Consider the following 22,346-nt stretch of genomic DNA (forward strand, 5'->3'; position numbering starts at 1 on the left):
AACTAGAAATAGAAATTGTAAGCGATAGATGGAATCATGGTGCCAAATACCGACAGCCGGTACGCTTCTGTTCGCTGATTATAACGGGTGAAATAAATCGAGTATGGATTTTTGTGGGCGTACACATTGTAAATACCCAGTGTCCAGATCCCATACCGCTTTTGCGATTTAACAAATCGCGTATCCTTCGAAAAAGCTACGTCCAGACGATGATAGTCCGGAATACGGTCGGCGTTTCGGCGCGAATAGTCCTGTACCACATCGCCGTTATACGTGTATTGTCCATCTGGGTACGTGGCAGGTACGCCCGTGTAATACACGAAGTTTGTCGAGAATGTCCAGTTGTGCGACATTCCCCAGCGAGCCTGCATGTTCAGCGTGTGAGGCCTGTCGATATAAGAGGGGTAATACTCTCCGCCGTTAATCCGAAGCTGATCGAAAGGCGTTTGTATTGCAATTAGTGAGCGGGCATAGGTGTAATTAAATTGCCCGGTGAGTCGCCCGGTATTCTTGCTTATCCCAAACTCAACCCCATAAGCTCGTCCGGCGGCATGCAGAAGCGCGGTTTCAAGTTTTGGGTTTAGAATCAGATTGGCCCCGTAGCGATAGTCAATTTGATTCTGAAGTCGTTTGTAATAACCCTCTACACTTATTTCATAGGCATTGTCCTGCAAATTCTGAAATACACCCAAAGACACCTGATCGGCGATTTGAGGAGGTAAATAACGATCACTCAATTTCCAGAAATCGAGCGGTGTAATGGCCGTTGTATTCGAGATCAGGTTTAGATACTGACGCGTTCGCCCTGCACTTGCTTTGACTGCTGTATTTTTGGCAACCTGCACCCGCAAGGCCAACCGGGGTTCAAATCCACCATACGTTTGTGCCACCTTTCCGCTTCCATATGTTACCGAATCCGTGACGGTTTCGGGAGAGATCGGCAAATTCTCCGCATAGTTATAAACCGTTTGAGGCCCCAGCAGCGCAAAGGCCGAATACCGTAAACCGGCCATCAGGGTAATATTGGGTGTCAATTCCCATTCGGTATTGATGTACGACCCAATTTCCCGACCTCGTTCTGGATTAACTTGCCGGGCATTAATACTGGAGTTATCGCCCGTTGGCTGAATAGCGCCCGTTTGAACACCATACAGAATTGCATTGACGCCAACCTGAACTTTGAAGGATTTGTTCAGCGTATAAAACACATCGGCTTTCCCTTCTTTTTGCTCAATGTGCGACCTAAACCGGAAGTTTAACGTGGGCGCGACACCATCCACATTCAGGAAATAACCACTATAAAGCCCTGACAGATTGAATTGCAGACCCGGCCGAATAAGGTAACTCCAACGCCCGGTTACTACATTCGAATGCCACCCGTAGAGCGTATCGCCCGGAAACCGGAAATTATCCTGGCTTCGATAGGCCGACAGCGAAATGGTGTTTCGTTCGTCGGGTGTGTAGGTCAGTTTAATATTTCCGTCATAAAAGAACGCCCGGCTATTTTTGACACTGGCCGACGGAAACAATTGCAGTAAATAACTCGGAAAAGCAACACGCCCCCCCGCCAGCAGGGTTAGTTTTTTAGAAATGGGTCCATCGACCACGACCCGCGCACTTACCGGACTTACGCCCCCCGAAACACGCCAGCCATCTTTGTTCCCATTTCGGGTACTCATCAACAACAAAGACGACACCCGCCCGCCGTATTGTGCTGAAAAAGCCCCTTTATTCAGGCTCACGTCCTGCACCATATCAGGATTGATGTTCGTATAGAAACCGAGTAAGTGCGATGTGTTAAACAAAGGCGCCCCATCCATCAGCACTAGATTCTGATCCGCACGGCCACCGCGAACGTTGAACCCACCAGCGCCTTCGCCAGCCGTTGTCACGCCCGATTGAAGTGTAAGCGCTTTCAGAATATCGGGTTCGCCCAACACAACCGGCATCCGCTTCAGTTCGGGCATACTAATCAGAATCTGCCCCATCTGTACGTCCTTAATATTCTTATCCTTACGGGTAGCTCGCACGTCTACTTCTTCCAGATCGGTGGATCGAGGCTGAAGAAAATACTCAACTCGTTTATTGAAATCCAGCACGACTGTTTCGCGACCTCGGAAATAGCCCACCGCCGACACATAAAGAGTCAGGGCACCTGGTGGGTGAGTAAGCGTGATGACACCAGCGCTGTCTGCTCGCGCCCCTGCTTTTGTTTCGGCAACGAGCAGGCTAGCTCCCGGAATTGGCTTTTTCGTAAGACCATCGCGCACAATAACGCTCAAGCGAAGCCGCTGCTGGGCTAGTACAGCTGAAGAAAACGCAAACAGACAGTAGAACAGAGTAAACCGCAACTTCATAAGGTTGAGCAATGGAATAATCTAAGAAAAGAACCCTAAGCTACAAAAGGTTACCATTGCCGCTTATTTACCCCAGAATCAATTAACTAATTTTTAACAAGACAATTTCCAGTAGCAATATCACGGTTCTTCAGGACTTAGGATAGTTGTGCGGCTTTTTCGTGTTACGAGGGAGCGATTTATGAACCGATTATTTTCAATAATTGTCAAGTGGCTGACCGTCGCTACCGCCGTTCAGTTTTTAGTTTGCGCTTCAGTCGCACTAACCCAAAACTGCTGGTACCAACACGGGCTTTAGTCATCCGTTTTGATTGTCGGTTAAACATGAGGTCCGAAAAGCAAAAAAGCCGCGGATATCTTGTCTATCTGTGGCTTTTTAGGCTTAGTAGTGGAATTGATGACTTCGTTCAGTGCGCAGTCGGTATAACTACTAACAATCAATAGTGTCGACTAATTGGCTTTCTTTTTTTTAATGGATGGAGTTAAAATCCGTACATACCACCCGAAACCGAAAGTTGCTCGCCTGTAATCCAGGCGGCATCATCGGAAGCCAGAAATACGGCAGCTTTCGCAATATCTTCAGGCTGACCTCTTCGACCAAGTGGCGTATTTGCAATAAATAGTTGCTCATACTCACTGCCACTAGTAACGCCCGCACTAGTGGCCCCTTCAGTTTCCGTTGCGCCCGGCAAAATAGAATTGATACGAACGTTTTTTGCTCCCAGCTCTTTCGATAAAGAAATCGTTAGGGCATCCAAGGCCGCTTTCGTAGCGGAATATAACGACACTCCCGCCATCGGCGATTTGCTGGCACCCGAACTGATATTAATGATATTGCCACCGGTAGAGCCAAACAGTTTTAAAGCTGCCTGGATGGTAAGTACAGGACCCAAAACATTGACGTTGAAATGCTGATGAAAAGCTTCTACAGATGCCTGTTCAACAGGTAAAAATTGCTGAAAGACAGCGTTGTTGACTAAAATATCCAACGTGCCGAACGTTTTCTCTGTTTCGTCAAACAGCCTGATTACATCGGCTTCTTTTGATATATCGCCCTGTATTGCAATGGCTGTACCTCCATCATCGGTTATAGATTTCACTACTTTATCCGCTGCGTCTTTACTTGACGCATAATTGACTATAACTTTTGCCCCTTCTTTGGCAAATGCCTTTGCAATTCCTGCACCAATTCCTTTTGATGCACCTGTCACTATCGCTACTTTGTTGTTTAAGTTACTCATTTCTTTAAAGATTTGATACTGTGGCTCCTTTGTCCACGAGGCAGAATCGCCCTGATATTGGCGATCAAGATTCATCCCTAGAATTTAACTAAGTCCTTAAAGATCAACTGACCCCAGGTATTTCCGTGCGCCTGCACCAGCAGCCCACCTTCCGACAGCCCGCCAAGTTTGATGGCCGCAAAACCGAGATTGTCTGCCAGCGCACTAACCTGCGTTGCTGCGTCGTCATCGTCGCTTGCCAGGAACACGACTCGTCTGCCACCTTGTACGGCCGGATCTTGTGCAAGGATGGCAGCGCCCAAATGGTTGAAACCCTTAACCACTTTTCCATCCGTGAAGGCCTGCGCGACGACCCTGCCGGAAGGCTGTCCGCCCAGCTGCTTAGGGGAAATACCGTAGGCATTGGTCACATCGACGATGGTCTTCCCCTGCCAGTTGGGCAGCGCCTTGGCCACATCCGGGTGCGCTTCAAAACGCACCGCCAGAAAGATGATGTCTGCCTTAACGGCTTCCATAAGTGTGGTGGGAATGATCTCGGGTCCGATCGTGGCCGCGGCAGATGCAAAGCTTTCCGGATCTCGTGTGGTAGCAACGGCTACTTCGATGCCTTTGCGGGCAAACGCCTTGGCCAGGGCCTGACCGATCTTACCAAAGCCGATAATTGCGTAGTGAGCTACGTTGTTTTCTGATTGACTCATTTTGAGAATTTTTTAATTATTTAGCCAAATAGGTCATACCACCATCAACCAAAAGTTCAGCGCCCAGCATAAACGAAGAATCATCTGAGGCCAGGAAAACAGCTGTTTTACCAATATCCGAGGGTTGCCCAATCCTGCCTATTGGCATGACGCCTGCGTAGTGTTTTTTTACCGCTTCGATTTGTTCTGCAGGAACAAACTTGTCAAATGCAGGAGTATCGGTTGTACCGGGTGTAATGACATTGGCCCTGATCTTTCTCGCTAACAGGTCGCCTGAAAATCCTTTCGCTAAATAGATTACAGCCGCTTTGGCCGCCCCATACAGCGAAAATGAGGAATAGGCCCGATGGGCGGCATTTGATCCGATCAGAATAATTGAGCCACCGTCATTCATATAGGGTAGTGCTTTTTGAACCGTGAAGTAGACACTCTTCAGGTTCAGATCCATTGCCTTATCATAGTCGGCTTCGGTGGTATCGGCCACCGTTCCAATAGCTCCACCACCCGCATTGGCGACAATCACATCTATTTTACCAAACTTTTCAGCTGTTTCTTTAAACACCCTTTCCAGGTCGGTCAGGTTGGTGACATCGGCATTTATGGCTATAAACGTATCGCCAAGCTGAGCCGAAGCACTCGCTAACGTTTCCTGATTTCTGCCGACAATAGCGCCGACAGCTCCTTCATTTTTAAATTCTTGGGCAATGCCCAGTCCAATGCCACTATTACCACCTGTAATCACGGCAACTTTGCTTATTAGCTTACTCATTTTCAGTTACTTCTATATTTGTTTCGCAAAGGAACTATCAATAGTTTATTTTAGGAACTGTTGATGGTATATTCTGGTTACCGGTGGGTAACTACAAATTTTGACTATGAGAGATGACCGATTTTGTAATTCGAATTGTCCATTTACGAGAGCTATTGGCACGATTGGGAATAAATGGAAGCCGATCATTATCAATGTAATTGGCACCCGAACCATGCGTTTTGGTCAGTTAGATGCCATCGTACCCCACATTTCAAGGAAAGTACTGACCGAACAGTTAAAAGAGTTGGAGGAAGATGGCTTATTGGAACGATTGGCCTATAAAGAACTACCGCCCAGGGTAGACTATAAATTGTCAGAAAAAGGCTTAGCTTTTTTGCCAATTTTAGAGCACATAAAAGAATGGAATTTGAAATATGAAGTAGCTACAATCCCCAAAGTGACGGATTACCAATGGAGCAAACTCCCCCAAGATTGCTAGTCAAAAAAGGGGAAACCAGTAGCTGTTTATTACGAAACAGGTGTTGAGAACCTGTCTCATTTTTTTCTGGCTTTAAAAAAAATGGGGCATGCTCCACCTGACTCATCAAGCGAACCACAGTCGGGAATTACCCCATTAAGAGTTCGTCTACAGCAGAAGCCTATGCTGACACTTAACCCTATCACCTACGCATGAAGGATTGGGGCTTTACCTACCGTAACAAAATTTCAGCGCAGGGAACTATACGGGTGTGTTTGGCCCGTCTTTTTATAACGCCCATTTATGGAGCAGAAAATGAGAGTGTCTCAAGCAGGAGTATAGTGTTATTTATCGATTAGGTCTTGAGATGAGCCTATTGACCGTTGAACCTTACTGTTTGAGTTGATTAATAGGCGGGCCCACTCGCTTGAACCCATGCGCTTCCCGAAACTTATCTTGATCGGCTTCACTCAGGTTTTTTAGCGCCCCAGCACTGATCTTTTGGAAGCATTCTTCCATTTTGCCCGCTGGCTGAAAGGTCATTAACAAACGGCCTTCGCCTGATCCTACTTTGGCAAAGCAATGCGGCACATTCCGAGGACCGAATACGGTATCACCAGCTTTCACTTGGTGGATGACCTCCCCAACCTTAATCAGAAATTCCCCTTCCAACACATACCATAGTTCATCTTGATCGAAATGAACATGCAGAGCAGGCCCCCCTTCCTTAACCCGTCGGGATTCATAAACGTATAAATCTCCGTTAGTATCTTTGGTAGATACTTTTGTCATGAATGTATCACCATCAAACAGGGAAATAGGTTGATTAAACCTGTCTTTACCAGCTTCCACCTTGAAGCCTTTCTCTATTCGGACTTTTCGGATGGTTTGGGCAGCCCACAAGAAAGGTGAAACCAGGGAAGTGGCCATGGTTAAACAGACTTTGAGGAAACTAGTGCGCTTCATCATGTTGGTTATTTATCGATGAAATGTAGATTCAAGAAGTGAGTATAGCCGCATTTACCACTAATAGGGAAAGTTATTGAGTTAGTGGAAAGTAATTCTGAAAAAGAGCGTTTTTATAAGACAGTTGTATAGGCAACATCCTTGTAAAGTATATCTAACTACTTAGAGGCCAAAACTTATAACTGCTTGTATAAGCAGCTTTTACGTTTCGTTAACATTCTTTTACAGGTCATTAACAGACGACAGAATAGAAACTTTTAGCTTTGTTCAAATCCTTGAAAATGAACGAATGCCTTAAACGGATCTGATTTAGCAGGATATAGACTTACTTCGATTAAACCTTCAAAAACATGAAAAAAATTATTTATACACTAATCTTACCGCTGGTTGTAATAAGCGGACTAGTGTTTGCTAATCGTGAAATCAAAAATGAAGCTTCTAAAAAGTCAACCTTAAAGCCAATCTCTGCTGTTGAAAGGAAAGCTGCATTGAAAAAGTGGGAGGCTACCCCCGATGGTATAAAGTACAAAAAATGGGAAGCGTCTCCCGAAGGTAAAAAAGTGTATGCCGGTGAAGCTAAAATAAGGAAGCATATAAGTGCTTTTACCAATATGGAAGCTGTTGTAACCTCTCTTTCTCTTCCGCCAGGCTCACGATTAGGTTTCGGAGTGATGGTCAGGATTAATGGTGACGATTATATCCTTAGTTTTGGGTCGGACAATAAGGAATTTCAGCAATTGCATGGCCTGAAGGTTAACGACAAACTAATTATAAGAAGCCATAACGTATCGCACGCGCCCAAGTATTCATATCCAATAGTATCGGGTGACTATGTAGAACGTGATAGTAAACTAATTTACAAACGTGCCCCTCGCAAAGGTGGTTGCTAAGTAAATGGCGTTTTCCTAATCCTGTTTATTTAAATTTCTCACAGAACTACCCTACTTTCCCTTCCTAAGTGCTTTGCGGTAGGTATCGATGGCGCGTTGTCTGGCCGTTGTATGTTCAACAATGGGTTTCGGATAATTAGGACGATCAACTTCAGGAACCCACTGGCGAATATACTCTCCTTTCGGATCGAACTTCTTTGCCTGTAGGGCTGGATTGAACACTCTGAAATAAGGGGCTGCATCAGTCCCAGAGCCTGCTGCCCATTGCCAGCCGCCATTATTGGCCGACAGGTCGTAATCCCGAAGTTTCTTCGCGAAATAGGCTTCACCCCAGCGCCAGTCAATGAGCAGGTGTTTACACAGAAAACTCGCCGTAATCATCCGAACACGATTGTGCATCCAGCCAATGGTGTTCAGTTGACGCATTCCAGCATCCACAATTGGATAGCCAGTTTTACCCTCGCACCACTTCCCGAACTCATCTTCGTTGTTGCGCCAGTTAATTTCATCATATTCGCGCCGAAAGGAATGCTTTTCCACGTGCGGAAAATGATCGAGCACCTGAAAATAAAAATCACGCCAGCAGAGTTCGTTTAAGAACGTCGTATCCTCGGCAGCTTTCGCCTGACGCGCTAAATCACGAATGCTAATTGTACCGAATCGGAGATGCATCCCCAATTGGCTGGTGCCATGTGGTAAGGCAGGAAAATCACGGGTTTGGTTGTAATGATCAAGTAATGTATCAGACGCCGTTCTAGCTGGGAACGACTCCCCTACTGGCTTAAAATCCATTGACTGCAATGTCAGGGCTTTTTCAGGGCTGGTTTTCCAGAAGTGATTGAAATAGTTTTCAGTTGGGTATGACTTCAAATAAAAACTGGTCAGTTTCTCTTTCCAGTTACGACTATACGGAGTGAAGACTGTGTAGGGTGTTTTTTTTCCAGTCAGTACCTCATCTCGCTCAAAAATCACCTGGTCTTTACTCGTATGGAACCCAATGTCCTGCTCGGCCAGCAGCTTACCAATGGTCTTATCACGCTCTTTGGCATACACTTCATAGTCATGATTGGTAAATACATCGGCTATGCTGTATTGCGAAATCAGCTCTTTCCATACATCAATGGGCTTACCATATCGGACGAGCAACGTCGATCCCATTTTGGCTAGTTCATCCTGCAATCGATTGACCTCCTGAAGCAGAAATTCAACCCGACGATCCTGTCGATCATCCAGGTCATCCAGAATTGTACGGTCAAAAATAAACACCGGTATAACTGGCCGACCACTTTTGAGTGCATGGTATACCGCAGCGTTGTCGTGCAGACGCAAGTCGCGCCGGAGCCAAACCAACGAAAGTGGTTCAGACATAGGTTTAGAGAAGTTTGTTTATCGGCTAACCAGCTGTGGAGGGAAAAAGTTAAGGCACAAAAAAAGTCAGCGATTGCCAGATTATAAAAGTTCTCTGGCAATCGCTGACGATCTGTCTAAAACGTATATGGCTAAGGTTTAAACCGAAGCCGAACAGTATGTACCTGTTGGGTAAATTCGCTCAAATCGTTCTGATAACCTTTCAACTTAACGCCGGTTAGCTGACGCAGCAATTCATTATTAAGTTGTTCATTCTGGCTAAATACTTCAACATGACAAAGTTCATTCGCCGAATTTATCCGGAATTGAACGACAACAATACCCGCCTGTTGAGTCGCCTTGAGTGCATCCGGGTAAGAGATATACTTCGACAGTTGTTGTTCTAAAGTCGCTTTAGCGGCTTTAGGTCTGTGCGTAGTGATCGGCGCAGCGTAGGCTTGCGTTGCCAGGAAGCCTACCAGCATGAGAAGAGCAAAATTCTTTTTCATGACTTCAAAATGAGTTAAGTGATAGAACAACGCGCTCTCGACTCAAATTACCCGGGAGCATTCAATAACTAATATTAAGCAAATATTATGTCAATATTAAATTTGTGTTATCATTTTTTAGTTCTACTTAATCACTTCACAATCAAAGTTTTTCATCAATTCTAGTAAATAAATAATTATATTTCGTCTTTATAGATTTTTTCGATAAAAGTATATTATCATTTAATAGTAGAAAATCAATAATCAGAATATTATTTGCCCACTCCAATATTAACCAAATGTTAACAAACTAGTAATTTTTAGTTTTCGGTAGTCTGTGAAAGCAAAATGGAGAGGCTTTAAATAATGATTTCTCAAAAATCACCTACAACAAGAGGGTATAAAACAAGAAAAGTCCGGAAATAGCTTCCGGACTTTTCTTGTTTTAGTTCTATAGGACTCTCGTAGTTCGGACTTCCCAAAGTTCTACGAGAACTCGTTACTTTATTTTTCCACTAGACTTTCACTTTATCGGCCAATTGAGTTGTTTAATGCCATTAAACCATTCATGTTTTAGGATCGACAAAACAATAGTATCTCGCCTACCGCCTAGCGGGCTAGGCAAATGATTTCGAAGGGTGCCTTCTATTTGACACCCAATCTTTTGTAAGGCGCGTACACTTCGCTCATTTTGTGCATCTGCCCGAAATTCAATGCGCTCAAATTCACATTGCTCAAAGCCAAATTCCAGCAGAAGGGCCTTACAAGCCTGATTTAACCCCGTTCCCTGATAAGCCGTTCCATACCAGGTATAACCTAACAGAGCGGTTTTGGCGCTATTATTAATGTCATAAAAGCGGGTACAGCCCGCATACTCGTTCGCTAGTTTATCAAAAACAATGAAGGGATATTGCGTCTGAGCTGTTCGTTGTTGAATTGCCAAATCAATGTAAAAGCGTAGCTTTTCGGCGGAGGCCGCTGAAATAAGAGAGTAAGTCCAGATTTGGGGCTCGTTTAATGAGAAGGGAAGTAAGTTCGTAAAGTCAGTTGCTCGTAATGGACGTAAGCAAACGCGTTCATTTTCCAATATGTAATCTGTTGTGGTATTCAGCATTTTAAGTGATATATCGATTATTATGAACCTATTACAACAATCGACACTAAATTAAAAGTAATGCAAATTACGTGATGATGGCTACTTTAAGCAGTTATCAATTGTAAACGTAAATATCAATAAAATACCCTTATCAAAAAATCTTCAGCTATAATAGCCTGAATCTCATATCGAAGCTAGATTCATATTCAGTGTATAAGTTTCTTATTGCCATTCATAGCCTCATGTGCCGAAATATTAGAGATGCATTAAAACAAGAAAAGTCCGGAAGCTATTTCCGGACTTTTCTTGTTTTAGTTCTATAGGACTAATCAAGCAATCTCTAATTCCCGATCACCTTTGCGAGAACGGGACCGATCGGATGGCTGAATGCGGAGCAGAATACGCTTTTTAATCCGCATCCAACGCTCGTAGAGTTTTGATTCTTTCAGGAAATTCCACTTCTCGTCTTTCTCTTCCTTTTTATGCTCTTCGGGATCGTATAGCATACCCGTGCAGAGGCAATGCTTCCGGTTGGTACGCGTCAGGATATCGAAGTTAGCACAGGTCTGGCATCCTTTCCAGAATGACTCATCACCTGGCAGTTCGCTAAGGGTAACAGGTTGATAGCCCAGATCGGAGTTAATTTTCATCACCGCCAGACTGGTAGTGATTCCAATAATTTTGGCCGTTGGGAACATCGTCCGAGACAACTCAAATGCCTTGGCTTTAATATGCGTAGCAATGCCGCTTTTACGATAACTGGGATGGACAATTAGGCCTGAGTTTGCCACAAACTTTCCGTGTTCCCACGTTTCGATGTAGCAGAACCCTACCCATTCGCCCGACAAAGTCATTGCAATAATAGCTTTGCCTTCGAGCATTTTCTCCATCACATAAATGGGCGAACGCTTAGCGATACCGGTTCCCCGGGCTTTCGCACTCTCTTCCATTTCGCGGCAGATGGTTTCTGCTAACCGCAGGTGGTCTTCGTTAGCCACCTGAATAATGTATTGATCGTTAACTATTTCTGGGGTGATCATTGTCGTTTATTGGCGGTTGTGAAGCCGCGAAAACGGAGACAGCGTAATCCGAGCTGGTTTGTTGTGAGTAAATAAAACGAGAAAAAAGACGGAAAAAGTTTACCGCATAGGCAAACAAATAGATATAGTCCTTTCGGACCTAAACCGAAATGGCGTAGTATGGAAGAAGGTCGGTATGTAGACGAGCTTTGCCATTGGTTTGTGCGAAAACGCGGACAATGTTAGAGAGATTATCCGGGTCTTGCAATAAAATAACGGATTTTTTTCAGGATAGTTCGTCAGTGGTCAAAACATATTTATTAATCGTTAAATGCAATATCGTTACATCGCTAAAAATCAGGCAGTCACGATAACGGAGGCATCCATAATTACCTAATCGGCTTTATTAACGTCTTAATGGCAAGTTCCGATTTTAGCGAGTAGCTTGCACTCCTACCGACCGTACTTAAACATGCTACACTTCCGTAAATCGCTCTACCGTATCCTCGAAACTTCGGCAGGTAAACGCCGGGGTCTAAGTCTGGCATTTAACCTGATTTTGATTACCATTATTACGTTGAATGCTATTGCCATCGTTCTTCATACAGTACCTGAATATAACCAGCGGTTTGCCAAATTATTCACCGACTTCGAATTGTTCTCCGTAGGTTTCTTTACCATTGAATACCTGCTGCGCGTCTGGGTAAGTGTTGAGAATGAAAAATACCATCATTGGTTCTGGGGACGGTTACGCTATATCTTTTCGACCAGCGCCCTGATTGATATGCTGGCCATTTTTCCGTTCTACTTCTCGCTGTTCGCAACCGATCTGGCCATCGTTCGGATTTTACGTTTGTTCCGAATTTTCCGGCTGTTCCGAATTTCACGTTACTCGCATGCGTTCCGCCTGATTCAGAATGTAGTTCAGGAAAAGAAGGAAGAACTGGTACTCAGCACGATGCTGGTTATTTTCATGCTCATTATTGTGTCGAGTGTGATGTATTACGTCGAGCATCCGGCCCAGCCTGATAAGTTTTCGAGTATTCCGGCAACCATGTGGTGGGGCGTCACGGCCATGACAACCGTTGGTTACGGCGACATTCACCCAATCACGCCTTTAGGAAAACTACTGGGTGGCGTCACCGCGATTGTAGGCATTGGTCTGTTTGCCTTGCCAACGGGTATTCTGGTATCCGGCTTCAATGAGCACATCCGCGAGCACAAAACTCCTAGGCGGAAAGTATGTCCACATTGCGGGAAAGAGATTTAGTGGAGTAGGTGTTGGTGGAGTCAGTGATAGCTCGAATAAGTTGATCTACCAAACGGTAGCGTTCATCAGCAGGGAATGATTTTACGAGTAAATCAATAGTCTGTCTAAATTTTCGGGCTTCCTGCCAGACAATCAATTCTTCAAAAACCGCTGCTATTTTCACGTTCCATGAAGTATAAGAGAAGAGTAAGCAAATAACTTATTTCACCTACTCCACCCATTAGATCTACTCCACTTACTCCACCCACTTCACTAAATACCTTTTGCCTTTCCGCCCTAGTCGTGCTAACTTTGGATATGGAAAATTTCGTGGTCTCGGCCCGCAAGTACCGTCCCGCTACCTTCGATACCGTCGTGGGTCAGGAGCACATTACTACCACACTTAAGAATGCAATCAAAACCAACCACTTAGCGTCGGCATTCCTGTTTTGCGGACCGCGGGGGGTTGGTAAAACAACTTGTGCCCGGATTCTGGCCAAGACAATCAACTGTCAAAACCTGACGGCCGAAGGCGAAGCCTGCGACCAGTGCGAATCGTGTGTGAGCTTCAGTCAGAATGCTTCATTTAACATCCATGAGCTGGATGCGGCATCGAATAACTCGGTTGAAGATATCCGTAATCTGATCGATCAGGTTCGCTACCCACCCCAATCGGGTAAATACAAGATCTATATTATTGACGAGGTGCACATGCTCTCGTCGGCGGCTTTCAACGCATTCCTGAAAACGCTGGAAGAGCCTCCCTCCTATGCCATTTTTATTCTGGCTACCACGGAGAAGCATAAAATTCTGCCAACGATTCTGTCGCGCTGTCAGATCTTTGACTTCAACCGGATTCAGCCGGGGCACATTGCCAATCACCTCGCGAAGATTGCGGAGAAAGAAGGAATCACTGCCGAAACGGAAGCGCTCGACCTGATTGCCCAAAAAGCCGACGGTGGTTTACGCGATGCCTTGTCGATGTTCGACCTGAACGTAACCTTTGCCGCCGACCGGATCATTCGGTATAAGGAAGTGCTGGACAACCTGCACATTCTCGACTACGACTATTATTTCAAACTAACCGATCTATTACTCGCAGGCAATCTCCCTCAGAGCTTGCTGACCGTCGATGAAATTCTGAGAAAGGGTTTCGACGGCCATCAGTTTGTGGTTGGCTTATGCCGACACTTCCGCGATTTGTTGGTGTGCAAAGATGCCGCTACAGTTCAGTTGCTACAGGTAACCGAAAACGTCCGTCGGCAATACCTCGACCAGTCGTCTCGTGCGCCGATGTCGTTTTTATTGTCGGCCTTGAGCCTTGGTGGTCAGTGCGATATGAATTATAAGCAGGCGAAAGATCAGCGGCTACACACAGAACTGTGGTTGATGAAGCTGGCTAATCTGCGGAACCTGCTTAACTGGGAAGCGCTTCCTGAGTTATCGCTCAATGGCACACACAGTGGAGAAACGAGTACAGTCGGTCAACTGATCGCTGAAAAAAAAAACGCCAGTCCCCAGTCACCGCCTGAAAACAACCAGCTAACCGAAAGCCATCCCATCACGAGCGAACCCGTGAATGGCTATCAAACTACGGCCCCTACCAACGGAGCAGCAACGAACGGAACTGTCAAATCAACTGGGCAGGCAACAGGCACAAACGGCGTAGCAACGGCAATGGCACCCGTAAGTACAATTGGGCAATCGGAACCCGCGCCCAAACCGAAGCCAATTCTACCAACACGGCCAGCTAGCAGTCGCCTACGCACAACAGTTGCCCTGACGTCGGGGCCTGTTCAGCCAGTGGCTGATGTGGACGAAGGACCAGTTGTCCAAACGCAGAATCGCCCCGATAAGAAGTTTGAATTTGAAGAGTTGCAAGAAGCCTGGATCGCATTTGCCAGAATTCGGCGTGAGAAAAGTGATATTACGACCGAGCAGGTTGTATTGAATCGTGATCTGGTTCTCGACGGCACAACCATCCACCTCAAACTCGACAATACGCTACAGGTCGATTTCCTAACCGAATTGAAACCTGAACTATTGGGCTACCTCCGTAGTGAACTCCAGAACAGTCAGATTAAGATTGAACATGAGGTAGTTATCCAGGAAGTGAAGAAAATGATCTACAGCTCACAGGACAAATACAACTACCTCGCCGAGAAAAACCCAGCCCTGCACGAGTTGAGAAAAGTGTTGAATCTGGAAGTGGATTATTGATGTATGATATAGGATGTATGATGTATGACTAACGCGAAATACATCATACATCCTATATCATACACCCTACATCATTTATCATTTATACGCCTTCGCTTCTTTAATCAACGATTTATATTCTCCTTCGGAAAGCGCTTTTTTATAGTAGGCGCGGGCCTGATTATGATTATTGGCGCGAGCAGCGATACGCGCTAAACCAGCATAGGCAAACGCGCGATACTCCTTCGTATAAGCCTCATTCGCTGGATATTTAAGGGCCGTCTCATACGATTCAGCGGCCTCTTTATCGTCTTTATCCGCCAGTTCGGCCAGCATCCCACTAAAGGTGTGAAAGGCCAGCGGGACTAATTTGTTGGGCATCTGCTTCAGTCGTTGCACATAAGGTCGAGCTTCAACGTAACGACCTGACAGCAACAGCGATTCAGCATAGGTCATGGCAAACAGTGGATTGTTGGGGTATTTCTCGACCAGATATTTCCCGTAAATCGCGGCCTGTGCTGGCTTCGTTTCGTGCTTCATCAACAGGTGAGCCAGATAGTAATTGGATACCGGACGCATAAATACAGCTTTACGAGTCGATATATCCATTTGCTTGATTCCCAGGGCAATGTCGCCATCAGCAAAGAAAAACATGAACGGCTTAACGATTGGATGGTCAATCGGATAACGCTCAACGTAGTAATTGTAAAGCCCGGTTGTGAAGTAGAAATCTGGGTTTTTATCCATCAATTTCATCCCATCCCGCAAATAATTATACGCCTTTTTCGATTCCCCAACGGCCTTTAGCGATTCCCCCTGATTATGATAGAGCGCTGCCAGATAACTATGACAGGTCAGCATAAAAAAGACGGCCTCAGGGTCTTCTTCATTTTTGGCAAGCATCTTTTTCGACAACCGTAATGCCTGATCAACCGATTGCTCAAACTGAGCGGTAGCCACTTTATTTTCAGCTAAAGGCAAGTTTTGAATATCCAGTTGCGTAGCTCGTAAAATCAGAGCAATCGGGTGTTGGGGATACTTAGACTGAAGTTGCCGAATCAGCGCATCGGCATCCGCAAACTCAAGATTATAGATGTGATCGAGCGTTTTCACAATGGCTTGCTGGACAACGGGATCATTGATAACCTGCGCCGAGGCCAATATTGGTAAACAGAGCAAGATTAAACTCAGGAAGATATTTTTCAGAATGGACAAAGTGGTAGACGCAAGAACGTTGTTTGATTCTATACAGCCGGAACTGTACTTTTGTTTGATGCGTATTATCTAACAAGGGCTTTACGCAAAAGATTCTTACTTCTACTAATGATTCATTACGAACAGTTTGTTTTAGATAATGGCCTGCGGGTATTCGTTCACGAAGACGCATCTACGCCAATGGCCGCCGTTAATATTCTGTATAATGTTGGTTCACGCGATGAAGACCCCAACAAAACAGGCTTTGCCCACTTATTTGAGCATTTGATGTTCGGTGGCTCGCGCAATATTCCCAGCTACGACGAACCCTTGCAGAAAGTTGGTGGCGAGAATAACGCCTTTACCAGCCCCGATATTACCAACTATTATATCACCTTGCCTGCCGCCAATCTGGAGACTGCCTTCTGGCTCGAATCAGACCGGATGCTCAGCCTTTCCTTCGACCCAACGGTGTTGGATGTGCAGCAGAAAGTGGTGATTGAAGAGTTTAAGCAGCGATACCTGAATCAGCCTTATGGCGATGTATGGCTCAAGCTTCGTCCGTTGGCTTATAAACAACACCCCTATCGTTGGGCAACGATTGGAAAAGACATCAGCCATATTGAAGACGCGACGCTGGACGATGTAAAATCGTTTTTCTTTAAATATTACCTGCCCAACAATGCTATTCTGGTCGTGGCTGGCAACGTCACAGTGGAGCAGGTAAAACAGCTGTGTGCCAAGTGGTTCGCCCCTATTCCGGCTGGTGCTCCTTACATCCGTCAACTCCCTGTAGAGCCCAGGCAAACGGAAGCCCGCAAGGAGGAAACTTCAGCGAAAGTACCGCTTAACGGGTTATACAAAGCCTACCATATGCCCGGACGTTTTGATGCTGGCTTTCACACGGTCGACCTAATGAGCGACATACTGGGCCGGAGTAAATCGTCGCGACTGTACCAGCAGCTCTTACGAGGGAACCCCTTGTTTAGCAGTGTAAATGCCTACGTAACCGCTTCCATTGATCCCGGTTTGCTAATTGTACAGGGGAATCTTAACAAAGGCGTTTCGCTCGAAGAAGCGGATGCTGCTGTAGAAGCTGTTGTAGAGGAGTTCATCAGTCAGCCGGTACTCGACGAGGAACTAACCAAAGTAAAAAATCAGGGAGAAGCTACGCACGCTTTCTCGGAAGTTGAACTTCTAAACCGGGCTATGAATCTGGCTTATGCCGCTAATTCTGGCAACCCAGACTTAGTCAACCAGGAAGCCGCCCAAATTCAGGCTGTCACATCGGATGACATTCAGGCGGTGGCCCAGCAGGTACTTCGGAAGGATAATTGTTCGACTTTGTATTATCGAACGGCATGAAAATTCGCGTAGGACAAGGGTACGATGTTCACCGGCTTGAGGAAGGCCGGCCGTTCTGGTTGGGTGGCATTCAGATTCCAAGTACGTTCGGGCCAGTAGGCCACTCCGATGCCGATGTAGTTTGCCATGTTTTGTGCGACGCTCTGTTGGGGGCCGCAAACATGCGCAATATCGGCTATCATTTTTCGGACAAGGACCCACGCTGGAAAGGTGTAGACAGTAAGCTTTTGCTGGCGGAAGTACTCCGAATGGTGCGGGGCGCGGGCTATGAAATCTCCAATGTAGACGTAACGGTAGTCTTACAGGAACCCAAACTGAACCCGCACATTCCGGCTATGAAGACCTGTCTGGCGGAGGTAATGGCCATTCCAGAAGACGATATTTCGATAAAAGCCACCACATCGGAGCACATTGGCTTTGTTGGCCGGGGCGAAGGTATTGCCGCTCACTGCGTAGCGCTTATATTTAAGGATTAGACCGTAGATTTTTATGATCCATAGGGTTAGGTTATGATTTAATGCTAGCTCACTAATGAATAGGTGCTATCACTGCCAAGAAATAGTCAATTTTGATCATTTTCAATTTCAAAAATCTTAATCAATCATTGGCATCATAACAATCTGCGTTCCATTGTTTAATACAGCCTCTTTATGAAAAACCTGCTTTACCTTCCAGCCTTCCTTTTACTAGGAGTCGTTGCCTGTGGCCAGCCCGCCAAGCCGAATCAACCCGCCGAACCGTTGGGTTTTGAGGAATATGATCCAGTTTCGACCCTAAAGGTGCCAGAGCACAAACTGACGCGTTCAAAATATCCATTTATCGATGTGCACAATCATCAGTATCAGATGGATAATGAGGATTTAAGCAAGCTCGTTGCTCAAATGGACGTCCTGAACATGGGGATGATGATTAACCTCAGCGGACGTGGCTTCAGTAGTAGCGAAACTGAAAGCACTAAGTTTTTCACAAGTGCTTTGGCGAACGTCCAGAAAAACTATCCCAAGCGAATAGCCCTGTTTACAAACCTTAATTTTTCGGATGTGAATGATAAAGGCTGGACAGCGCAGGCGGTGAAAATGCTCGAAGAAGACGTAAAGAAGGGTGCCAAAGGCCTGAAGATTTATAAAAACCTGGGGCTTAATGTCAAAGATGATAAAGGCAATCGCGTCCGGGTCGATGATCCGCGCCTTGATCCCGTCTGGGCGAAGTGTGGCGAATTGGGCATTCCCGTTCTGATTCACACGGCCGATCCAAAATCGTTCTGGGACCCAATGGATCGCTACAACGAACGCTGGCTAGAGCTAAAACTTCATGCGGGTCGCAAACGCTCACCAAATGATCCTGTCCCCTGGGAGCAACTCATCGCCGAGCAACACAATGTATTCCGCAAGCACCCAAAAACAGTATTCATTGCTGCCCACATGGGTTGGTATCCGAATGATCTGACCAAGCTCGACAGTTTGATGAAAGTGTTTCCGAACATGAATGTTGAGATTGGGGCAGTAATTGCCGAATTGGGCCGTCAGCCACGCGCCAGCCGGAAGTTTTTTGAGAAGTATCAGGATCGAATTCTATTTGGAAAAGATAGCTGGGTTCCATCGGAATATGCCACCTATTTCCGCGTCCTTGAAACCGATGACGAGTATTTTCCGTACCACAAAAAGTATCACGCGTTCTGGCGGATGTATGGCATGGGCTTACCCGATGAAGTGCTGAAGAAGGTGTATTATAAAAACGCCCTCCGCATTATTCCCGGCCTGGATAAGAGCCAATTCCCAAATTAGCGTTCTTAAACACGGAGTTAACGGAGATCTCATGGAGAATACAGAGATCCTCCGTTAACTCCGTGAAAACTCCGTTTCCTCTGTGTTTAAATCCCAATGAAAATTACTCAAATCAACCTCTATCGCTACGACATTCCGCTCAAAGCACCTATTGCCATTTCGCTCGGTACGATTGACAATGCCCGCAACATATTGGTCGAGATTCAGACTGATGAAAGCATTACGGGTTGGGGCGAAGGATCGCATTTGTGGATGATTGCGGGTGAAACGCAGGCATCAGGACTAGCGGCTGCGAATGATATGGCCCGTTTGCTGGTTGGCGCTGATCCGCTCAATATTGAGGGGTGTCTCAATAGCTTAACGCGCTACCTACCCGCCCACCCTACTACCCGCTCGGCCTTCGACATGGCCTTGTATGACATTGCGGCCAAAGCAGCCCGAATGCCACTTTACCAATTTCTTGGTGGTGAAAAACGGACGCTCGTAACCGACGAAACCATTTACATCAATACGCCCGAGCGTATGGTTGAGGATGCCTTACGGATTCAGGTGAAAGGTGCCGAAGCCATTAAGGTAAAACTTGGCACCAACTTACGCGACGATATTGCTCGTGTAGAAGCCATTCGGAAAGCGATTGGTGATGCCACTCCCATTCGTACCGATGCCAACCAGGGGTGGGACGTTGTAACAGCTACGGGTGTGTTGCGCGCCATCGGTGATTGGAATGTCCAGTATTGCGAGCAGCCCATTAAAAAGCACAACATTGCGGGCTTACGTCAAATTCGGCAGAAAACAACCGTCCCTATCATGGCCGATGAAAGTCTGTTCGACGCCCCCGATGCCATACGGCTTGTGCGAGAGGAAGCAGTTGATTATTTCAACATCAAACTCTCAAAAAGCGGAGGGATTTTTGAAGCCCTTAAAATTAACGCTATTGGCGAAGCCGCCGAGATTCCCTGTATGATTGGCTGTATGTCGGAGTCGCGGTTAGCCTTAACGGCCAATGCTCATTTTGCGTCAGCTCGACAAAATGTGCGTTTCTACGATCTGGATGCCTGTTTTGAACATGCAGAAGACCCTGTATACGGGGGAATCACCTATAACGGCTACCAGATTGAACTCCCCGAAACACCCGGCATTGGTGCCGAAGTAGATTCCGCTTTTCTCAAGAAATGTAGTGTGATTAATGTACAATGAATAATCGGGGCCGCCCGTGCGGTAGAATGGATAATGTCTTTCGACACCCATTATCCATTATTCATTATCAATTGATTTTTCATGATTTCGATTACCACCGTTCAGTCAGTTGCCGATGTGCAGGGAATTTTATCCCTTCAACAAGCCAATTTGCGCAAAAACGTACCCCTTGATGTGCAAGTCGATCAGGGGTTTGTAACGGTTGAGCATGATCCGCAGGTACTCACCCGAATGAATCAGGCTGCTCCGAGTATCATTGCCAAAGATGGTGATACCGTTGTCGGTTATGCTCTCACCATGCTCCCTGAATTTGGCACCGATGTGCCAGAGTTATTGCCACTTTTTGCGCTTGTCAATACGCTGACTTACAACGAAAAACCCATACAGGATTATCCCTGGTATGTAATGGGGCAGGTTTGTGTGGCAGATGGCTATCGGGGTCAGCGCATTTTCGATCGCATGTTTCAACACCATCGGGAAGTTTATGGCGATCGCTATCAATTATTGATCACTGATATTTCGGCGAACAACACCCGCTCATTACGGGCGCACAATCGGGTTGGATTCGAATCACTCCACGAGTTTTTCGACCCCACCATTGGCGAAACCTGGGTAGTCGTATCCTGGGATTTTCAGAAGTGACTGTCTGGGCCAAGCTCTGGCTTGGCCGAAGAAAGTGAATAGTAAAACGGGCCAAGCCAGAGCTTGGCCCAGCCTAAACTTGAAGCCACATGCGCCTACTCTTACTTTTCCTCCTTGTCTCTACTTCGCTCTTCGCGCAGCCTCTTCCCCAAACGTTTACACCCGCCAAATCACCCGCCGACGCTGGCTTTTCTGCCGACCGATTGAAACGGCTGGACACCTGGCTGCAAGACCTAATCGACAAAGATATTGCCCCTAATGCCGTAACATTCGTGGCCCATCGCGGCAAGATTGTTCATTACAAAGCATTCGGGTACAGTAATCTGGCCAAGAAAACGCCCCTAAAACGGGATGATTTATACCGCATTGCTTCGCAGTCGAAAGCCATCACGACCGTAACGTTGATGACGCTGTACGAAGAAGAGAAGTTTCTGTTGGATGATCCCATCTCGAAGTACATTCCGGCTTTTAAGAATCCGAAAGTGCTGGTCAGTTACGACAAAAAAGACCCCGTTGGTGGGAAGTACGAAACGCGTCCGGCAAAAAGTGAAATCACGATTCGGCAATTATTGAGTCATAACGCCGGTCTGCCCTACGAACACCCACTCGATCAACGGCCCGAGTTCAAGGTTCCGTTTTTCAACTCCACTGCACCCGACAAACTCGAAGACGTTATCAACAAACTGGCTACCCGTCCACTTCTCCGTGATCCCGGTACGGATTCAACGGGTGCGGGTTTTACCTATGGGCTTAACGTCGATATTCTCGGGCGATTGGTTGAAATCCTGTCAGGCAAACCCTTTGATGTAGCCATGCGCGAACGAGTGCTCGACCCACTCGGTATGACCGACACCTACTTCTATTTACCCGATAGCAAAGCCAATCGGTTGGTTGAGTTATACAGCAAGTCGAGTATGGACAAGCCCTTGACACTACATAGCAACGAGGCTTATCGAAACTTTGCCGTGTCGGGCGCGAAAACCTTCTTCTCGGGTGGAGCCGGTTTGGTTAGTTCTGTAGAAGATTATGCCAAATTGTGCCAAATGCTGCTCAATGGCGGCAGCTTCAACAATAAGCGAATTTTGGGCCGTAAAACGATCGAGATGATGCTTCGGAATCAGATTGGAGCCGCCGAAGTCTGGGATCGAAAAGATAAGTTCGGACTTGGCTTTATGCTGATAACCGAAAACTCCCGATATGGTGATCAAGCTTCGCCAGGGTCCTATAATTGGGGAGGCATGTATTGCTCCGAATTCACCATCGACCCGAAAGAAGAACTTATTTTACTGATTTTCACCAATGTGCACCCTTACGCCTACTACGGCGATTTTGTAAAGAAATTCCGAATTGCGGTCTATCAGGCGTTGGAGTAAACACGGGATTTC

The 22,346-nt window shown here is 46.2% G+C and carries 21 protein-coding genes; 10 read left to right on the plus strand and 11 right to left on the minus strand.

Annotated features, from left to right (window positions below; all coding sequences use genetic code 11):
- Nucleotides 1–2: 2 nt before the first annotated feature.
- The 4 genes from H3H32_RS25505 to H3H32_RS25520 form a co-directional block, all read right to left on the minus strand.
- On the minus strand, nucleotides 3–2,357 hold the full coding sequence (locus H3H32_RS25505; RefSeq protein ID WP_240543488.1) for a TonB-dependent receptor: 2,355 nt from the start codon (nucleotides 2,355–2,357) through the stop codon (nucleotides 3–5).
- Nucleotides 2,358–2,839: 482 nt separating this feature from the next.
- Entirely contained in the window at nucleotides 2,840–3,673 is an 834-nt protein-coding gene (locus H3H32_RS25510; protein ID WP_240543489.1) for an SDR family NAD(P)-dependent oxidoreductase, read from the minus strand.
- 2 nt (nucleotides 3,674–3,675) lie between these two features.
- Nucleotides 3,676–4,296: an NADPH-dependent F420 reductase gene (locus H3H32_RS25515; RefSeq protein WP_182458581.1), complete on the minus strand. Its 621-nt coding sequence runs from the start codon at nucleotides 4,294–4,296 to the stop codon at nucleotides 3,676–3,678.
- A gap of 16 nt (nucleotides 4,297–4,312) precedes the next feature.
- Complete coding sequence (locus H3H32_RS25520) at nucleotides 4,313–5,065, minus strand: SDR family oxidoreductase (RefSeq protein ID WP_182458582.1); 753 nt, start codon at nucleotides 5,063–5,065, stop codon at nucleotides 4,313–4,315.
- A gap of 106 nt (nucleotides 5,066–5,171) precedes the next feature.
- On the opposite strand from H3H32_RS25520, the gene H3H32_RS25525 reads away from it, so the two are divergent.
- Nucleotides 5,172–5,546: a winged helix-turn-helix transcriptional regulator gene (locus H3H32_RS25525; RefSeq protein ID WP_182458583.1), complete on the plus strand. Its 375-nt coding sequence runs from the start codon at nucleotides 5,172–5,174 to the stop codon at nucleotides 5,544–5,546.
- Nucleotides 5,547–5,915: 369 nt separating this feature from the next.
- Here H3H32_RS25525 and H3H32_RS25530 read toward each other — a convergent pair whose 3' ends face one another.
- Nucleotides 5,916–6,455, minus strand: coding sequence for a cupin domain-containing protein (locus H3H32_RS25530; RefSeq protein WP_240543490.1), 540 nt, complete (start codon nucleotides 6,453–6,455; stop codon nucleotides 5,916–5,918).
- 386 nt (nucleotides 6,456–6,841) lie between these two features.
- Between H3H32_RS25530 and H3H32_RS25535 the strand changes: the two genes are divergently transcribed.
- Nucleotides 6,842–7,381, plus strand: a complete 540-nt coding sequence (locus H3H32_RS25535; RefSeq protein ID WP_182458584.1) for a hypothetical protein — start codon at nucleotides 6,842–6,844, stop codon at nucleotides 7,379–7,381.
- Nucleotides 7,382–7,432: 51 nt separating this feature from the next.
- Here H3H32_RS25535 and H3H32_RS25540 read toward each other — a convergent pair whose 3' ends face one another.
- The 4 genes from H3H32_RS25540 to H3H32_RS25555 all read right to left on the minus strand — a co-directional run bounded on the left by H3H32_RS25540 (nucleotide 7,433) and on the right by H3H32_RS25555 (nucleotide 11,352).
- On the minus strand, nucleotides 7,433–8,749 hold the full coding sequence (locus tag H3H32_RS25540) for a cryptochrome/photolyase family protein (RefSeq protein ID WP_182458585.1): 1,317 nt from the start codon (nucleotides 8,747–8,749) through the stop codon (nucleotides 7,433–7,435).
- 131 nt (nucleotides 8,750–8,880) lie between these two features.
- The gene (locus H3H32_RS25545; RefSeq protein ID WP_182458586.1) at nucleotides 8,881–9,237 is read right to left on the minus strand and encodes a hypothetical protein; all 357 of its coding nucleotides are present in this window, start codon (nucleotides 9,235–9,237) and stop codon (nucleotides 8,881–8,883) included.
- 502 nt (nucleotides 9,238–9,739) lie between these two features.
- A complete protein-coding gene (locus H3H32_RS25550; RefSeq protein WP_182458587.1) occupies nucleotides 9,740–10,330 on the minus strand; it encodes a GNAT family N-acetyltransferase in 591 nt (196 codons plus the stop codon).
- 311 nt (nucleotides 10,331–10,641) lie between these two features.
- Nucleotides 10,642–11,352, minus strand: coding sequence for a GNAT family N-acetyltransferase (locus H3H32_RS25555; RefSeq protein WP_182458588.1), 711 nt, complete (start codon nucleotides 11,350–11,352; stop codon nucleotides 10,642–10,644).
- A gap of 451 nt (nucleotides 11,353–11,803) precedes the next feature.
- Here H3H32_RS25555 and H3H32_RS25560 point away from each other — a divergent pair, with 451 nt between their 5' ends.
- A complete protein-coding gene (locus H3H32_RS25560) occupies nucleotides 11,804–12,601 on the plus strand; it encodes an ion transporter (RefSeq protein ID WP_182458589.1) in 798 nt (265 codons plus the stop codon).
- Here the strand turns inward: H3H32_RS25560 and H3H32_RS38310 are convergent.
- Nucleotides 12,561–12,764: a four helix bundle protein gene (locus tag H3H32_RS38310; protein WP_182458590.1), complete on the minus strand. Its 204-nt coding sequence runs from the start codon at nucleotides 12,762–12,764 to the stop codon at nucleotides 12,561–12,563. The two genes, H3H32_RS25560 and H3H32_RS38310, sit on opposite strands and share 41 nt — an antisense overlap.
- 134 nt (nucleotides 12,765–12,898) lie before the next feature.
- Here H3H32_RS38310 and H3H32_RS25570 point away from each other — a divergent pair, with 134 nt between their 5' ends.
- Nucleotides 12,899–14,800 (plus strand): DNA polymerase III subunit gamma/tau, encoded by a 1,902-nt coding sequence (locus H3H32_RS25570; RefSeq protein ID WP_182458591.1) that lies wholly within the window; start codon nucleotides 12,899–12,901, stop codon nucleotides 14,798–14,800.
- Nucleotides 14,801–14,878: 78 nt separating this feature from the next.
- Here H3H32_RS25570 and H3H32_RS25575 read toward each other — a convergent pair whose 3' ends face one another.
- On the minus strand, nucleotides 14,879–15,958 hold the full coding sequence (locus H3H32_RS25575) for a hypothetical protein (protein ID WP_240543491.1): 1,080 nt from the start codon (nucleotides 15,956–15,958) through the stop codon (nucleotides 14,879–14,881).
- Nucleotides 15,959–16,102: 144 nt separating this feature from the next.
- Between H3H32_RS25575 and H3H32_RS25580 the strand changes: the two genes are divergently transcribed.
- The 6 genes from H3H32_RS25580 to H3H32_RS25605 all read left to right on the plus strand — a co-directional run bounded on the left by H3H32_RS25580 (nucleotide 16,103) and on the right by H3H32_RS25605 (nucleotide 22,334).
- Nucleotides 16,103–17,338, plus strand: coding sequence for a M16 family metallopeptidase (locus tag H3H32_RS25580; protein ID WP_182458593.1), 1,236 nt, complete (start codon nucleotides 16,103–16,105; stop codon nucleotides 17,336–17,338).
- Nucleotides 17,335–17,814, plus strand: coding sequence for a 2-C-methyl-D-erythritol 2,4-cyclodiphosphate synthase (ispF, locus tag H3H32_RS25585; RefSeq protein WP_182458594.1), 480 nt, complete (start codon nucleotides 17,335–17,337; stop codon nucleotides 17,812–17,814). Before H3H32_RS25580 ends, ispF begins: the two co-directional genes overlap by 4 nt.
- A gap of 174 nt (nucleotides 17,815–17,988) precedes the next feature.
- Nucleotides 17,989–19,122, plus strand: a complete 1,134-nt coding sequence (locus H3H32_RS25590; RefSeq protein ID WP_182458595.1) for an amidohydrolase family protein — start codon at nucleotides 17,989–17,991, stop codon at nucleotides 19,120–19,122.
- Nucleotides 19,123–19,218: 96 nt separating this feature from the next.
- On the plus strand, nucleotides 19,219–20,319 hold the full coding sequence (locus H3H32_RS25595) for a mandelate racemase/muconate lactonizing enzyme family protein (protein WP_182458596.1): 1,101 nt from the start codon (nucleotides 19,219–19,221) through the stop codon (nucleotides 20,317–20,319).
- 81 nt (nucleotides 20,320–20,400) lie between these two features.
- Complete coding sequence (locus H3H32_RS25600) at nucleotides 20,401–20,961, plus strand: GNAT family N-acetyltransferase (protein WP_182458597.1); 561 nt, start codon at nucleotides 20,401–20,403, stop codon at nucleotides 20,959–20,961.
- An 89-nt stretch (nucleotides 20,962–21,050) separates the two neighbouring features.
- Nucleotides 21,051–22,334, plus strand: coding sequence for a serine hydrolase domain-containing protein (locus tag H3H32_RS25605; protein ID WP_182458598.1), 1,284 nt, complete (start codon nucleotides 21,051–21,053; stop codon nucleotides 22,332–22,334).
- Nucleotides 22,335–22,346: the final 12 nt, after the last annotated feature.

This window comes from Spirosoma foliorum, from assembly GCF_014117325.1.
GTDB lineage: Bacteria > Bacteroidota > Bacteroidia > Cytophagales > Spirosomataceae > Spirosoma > Spirosoma foliorum.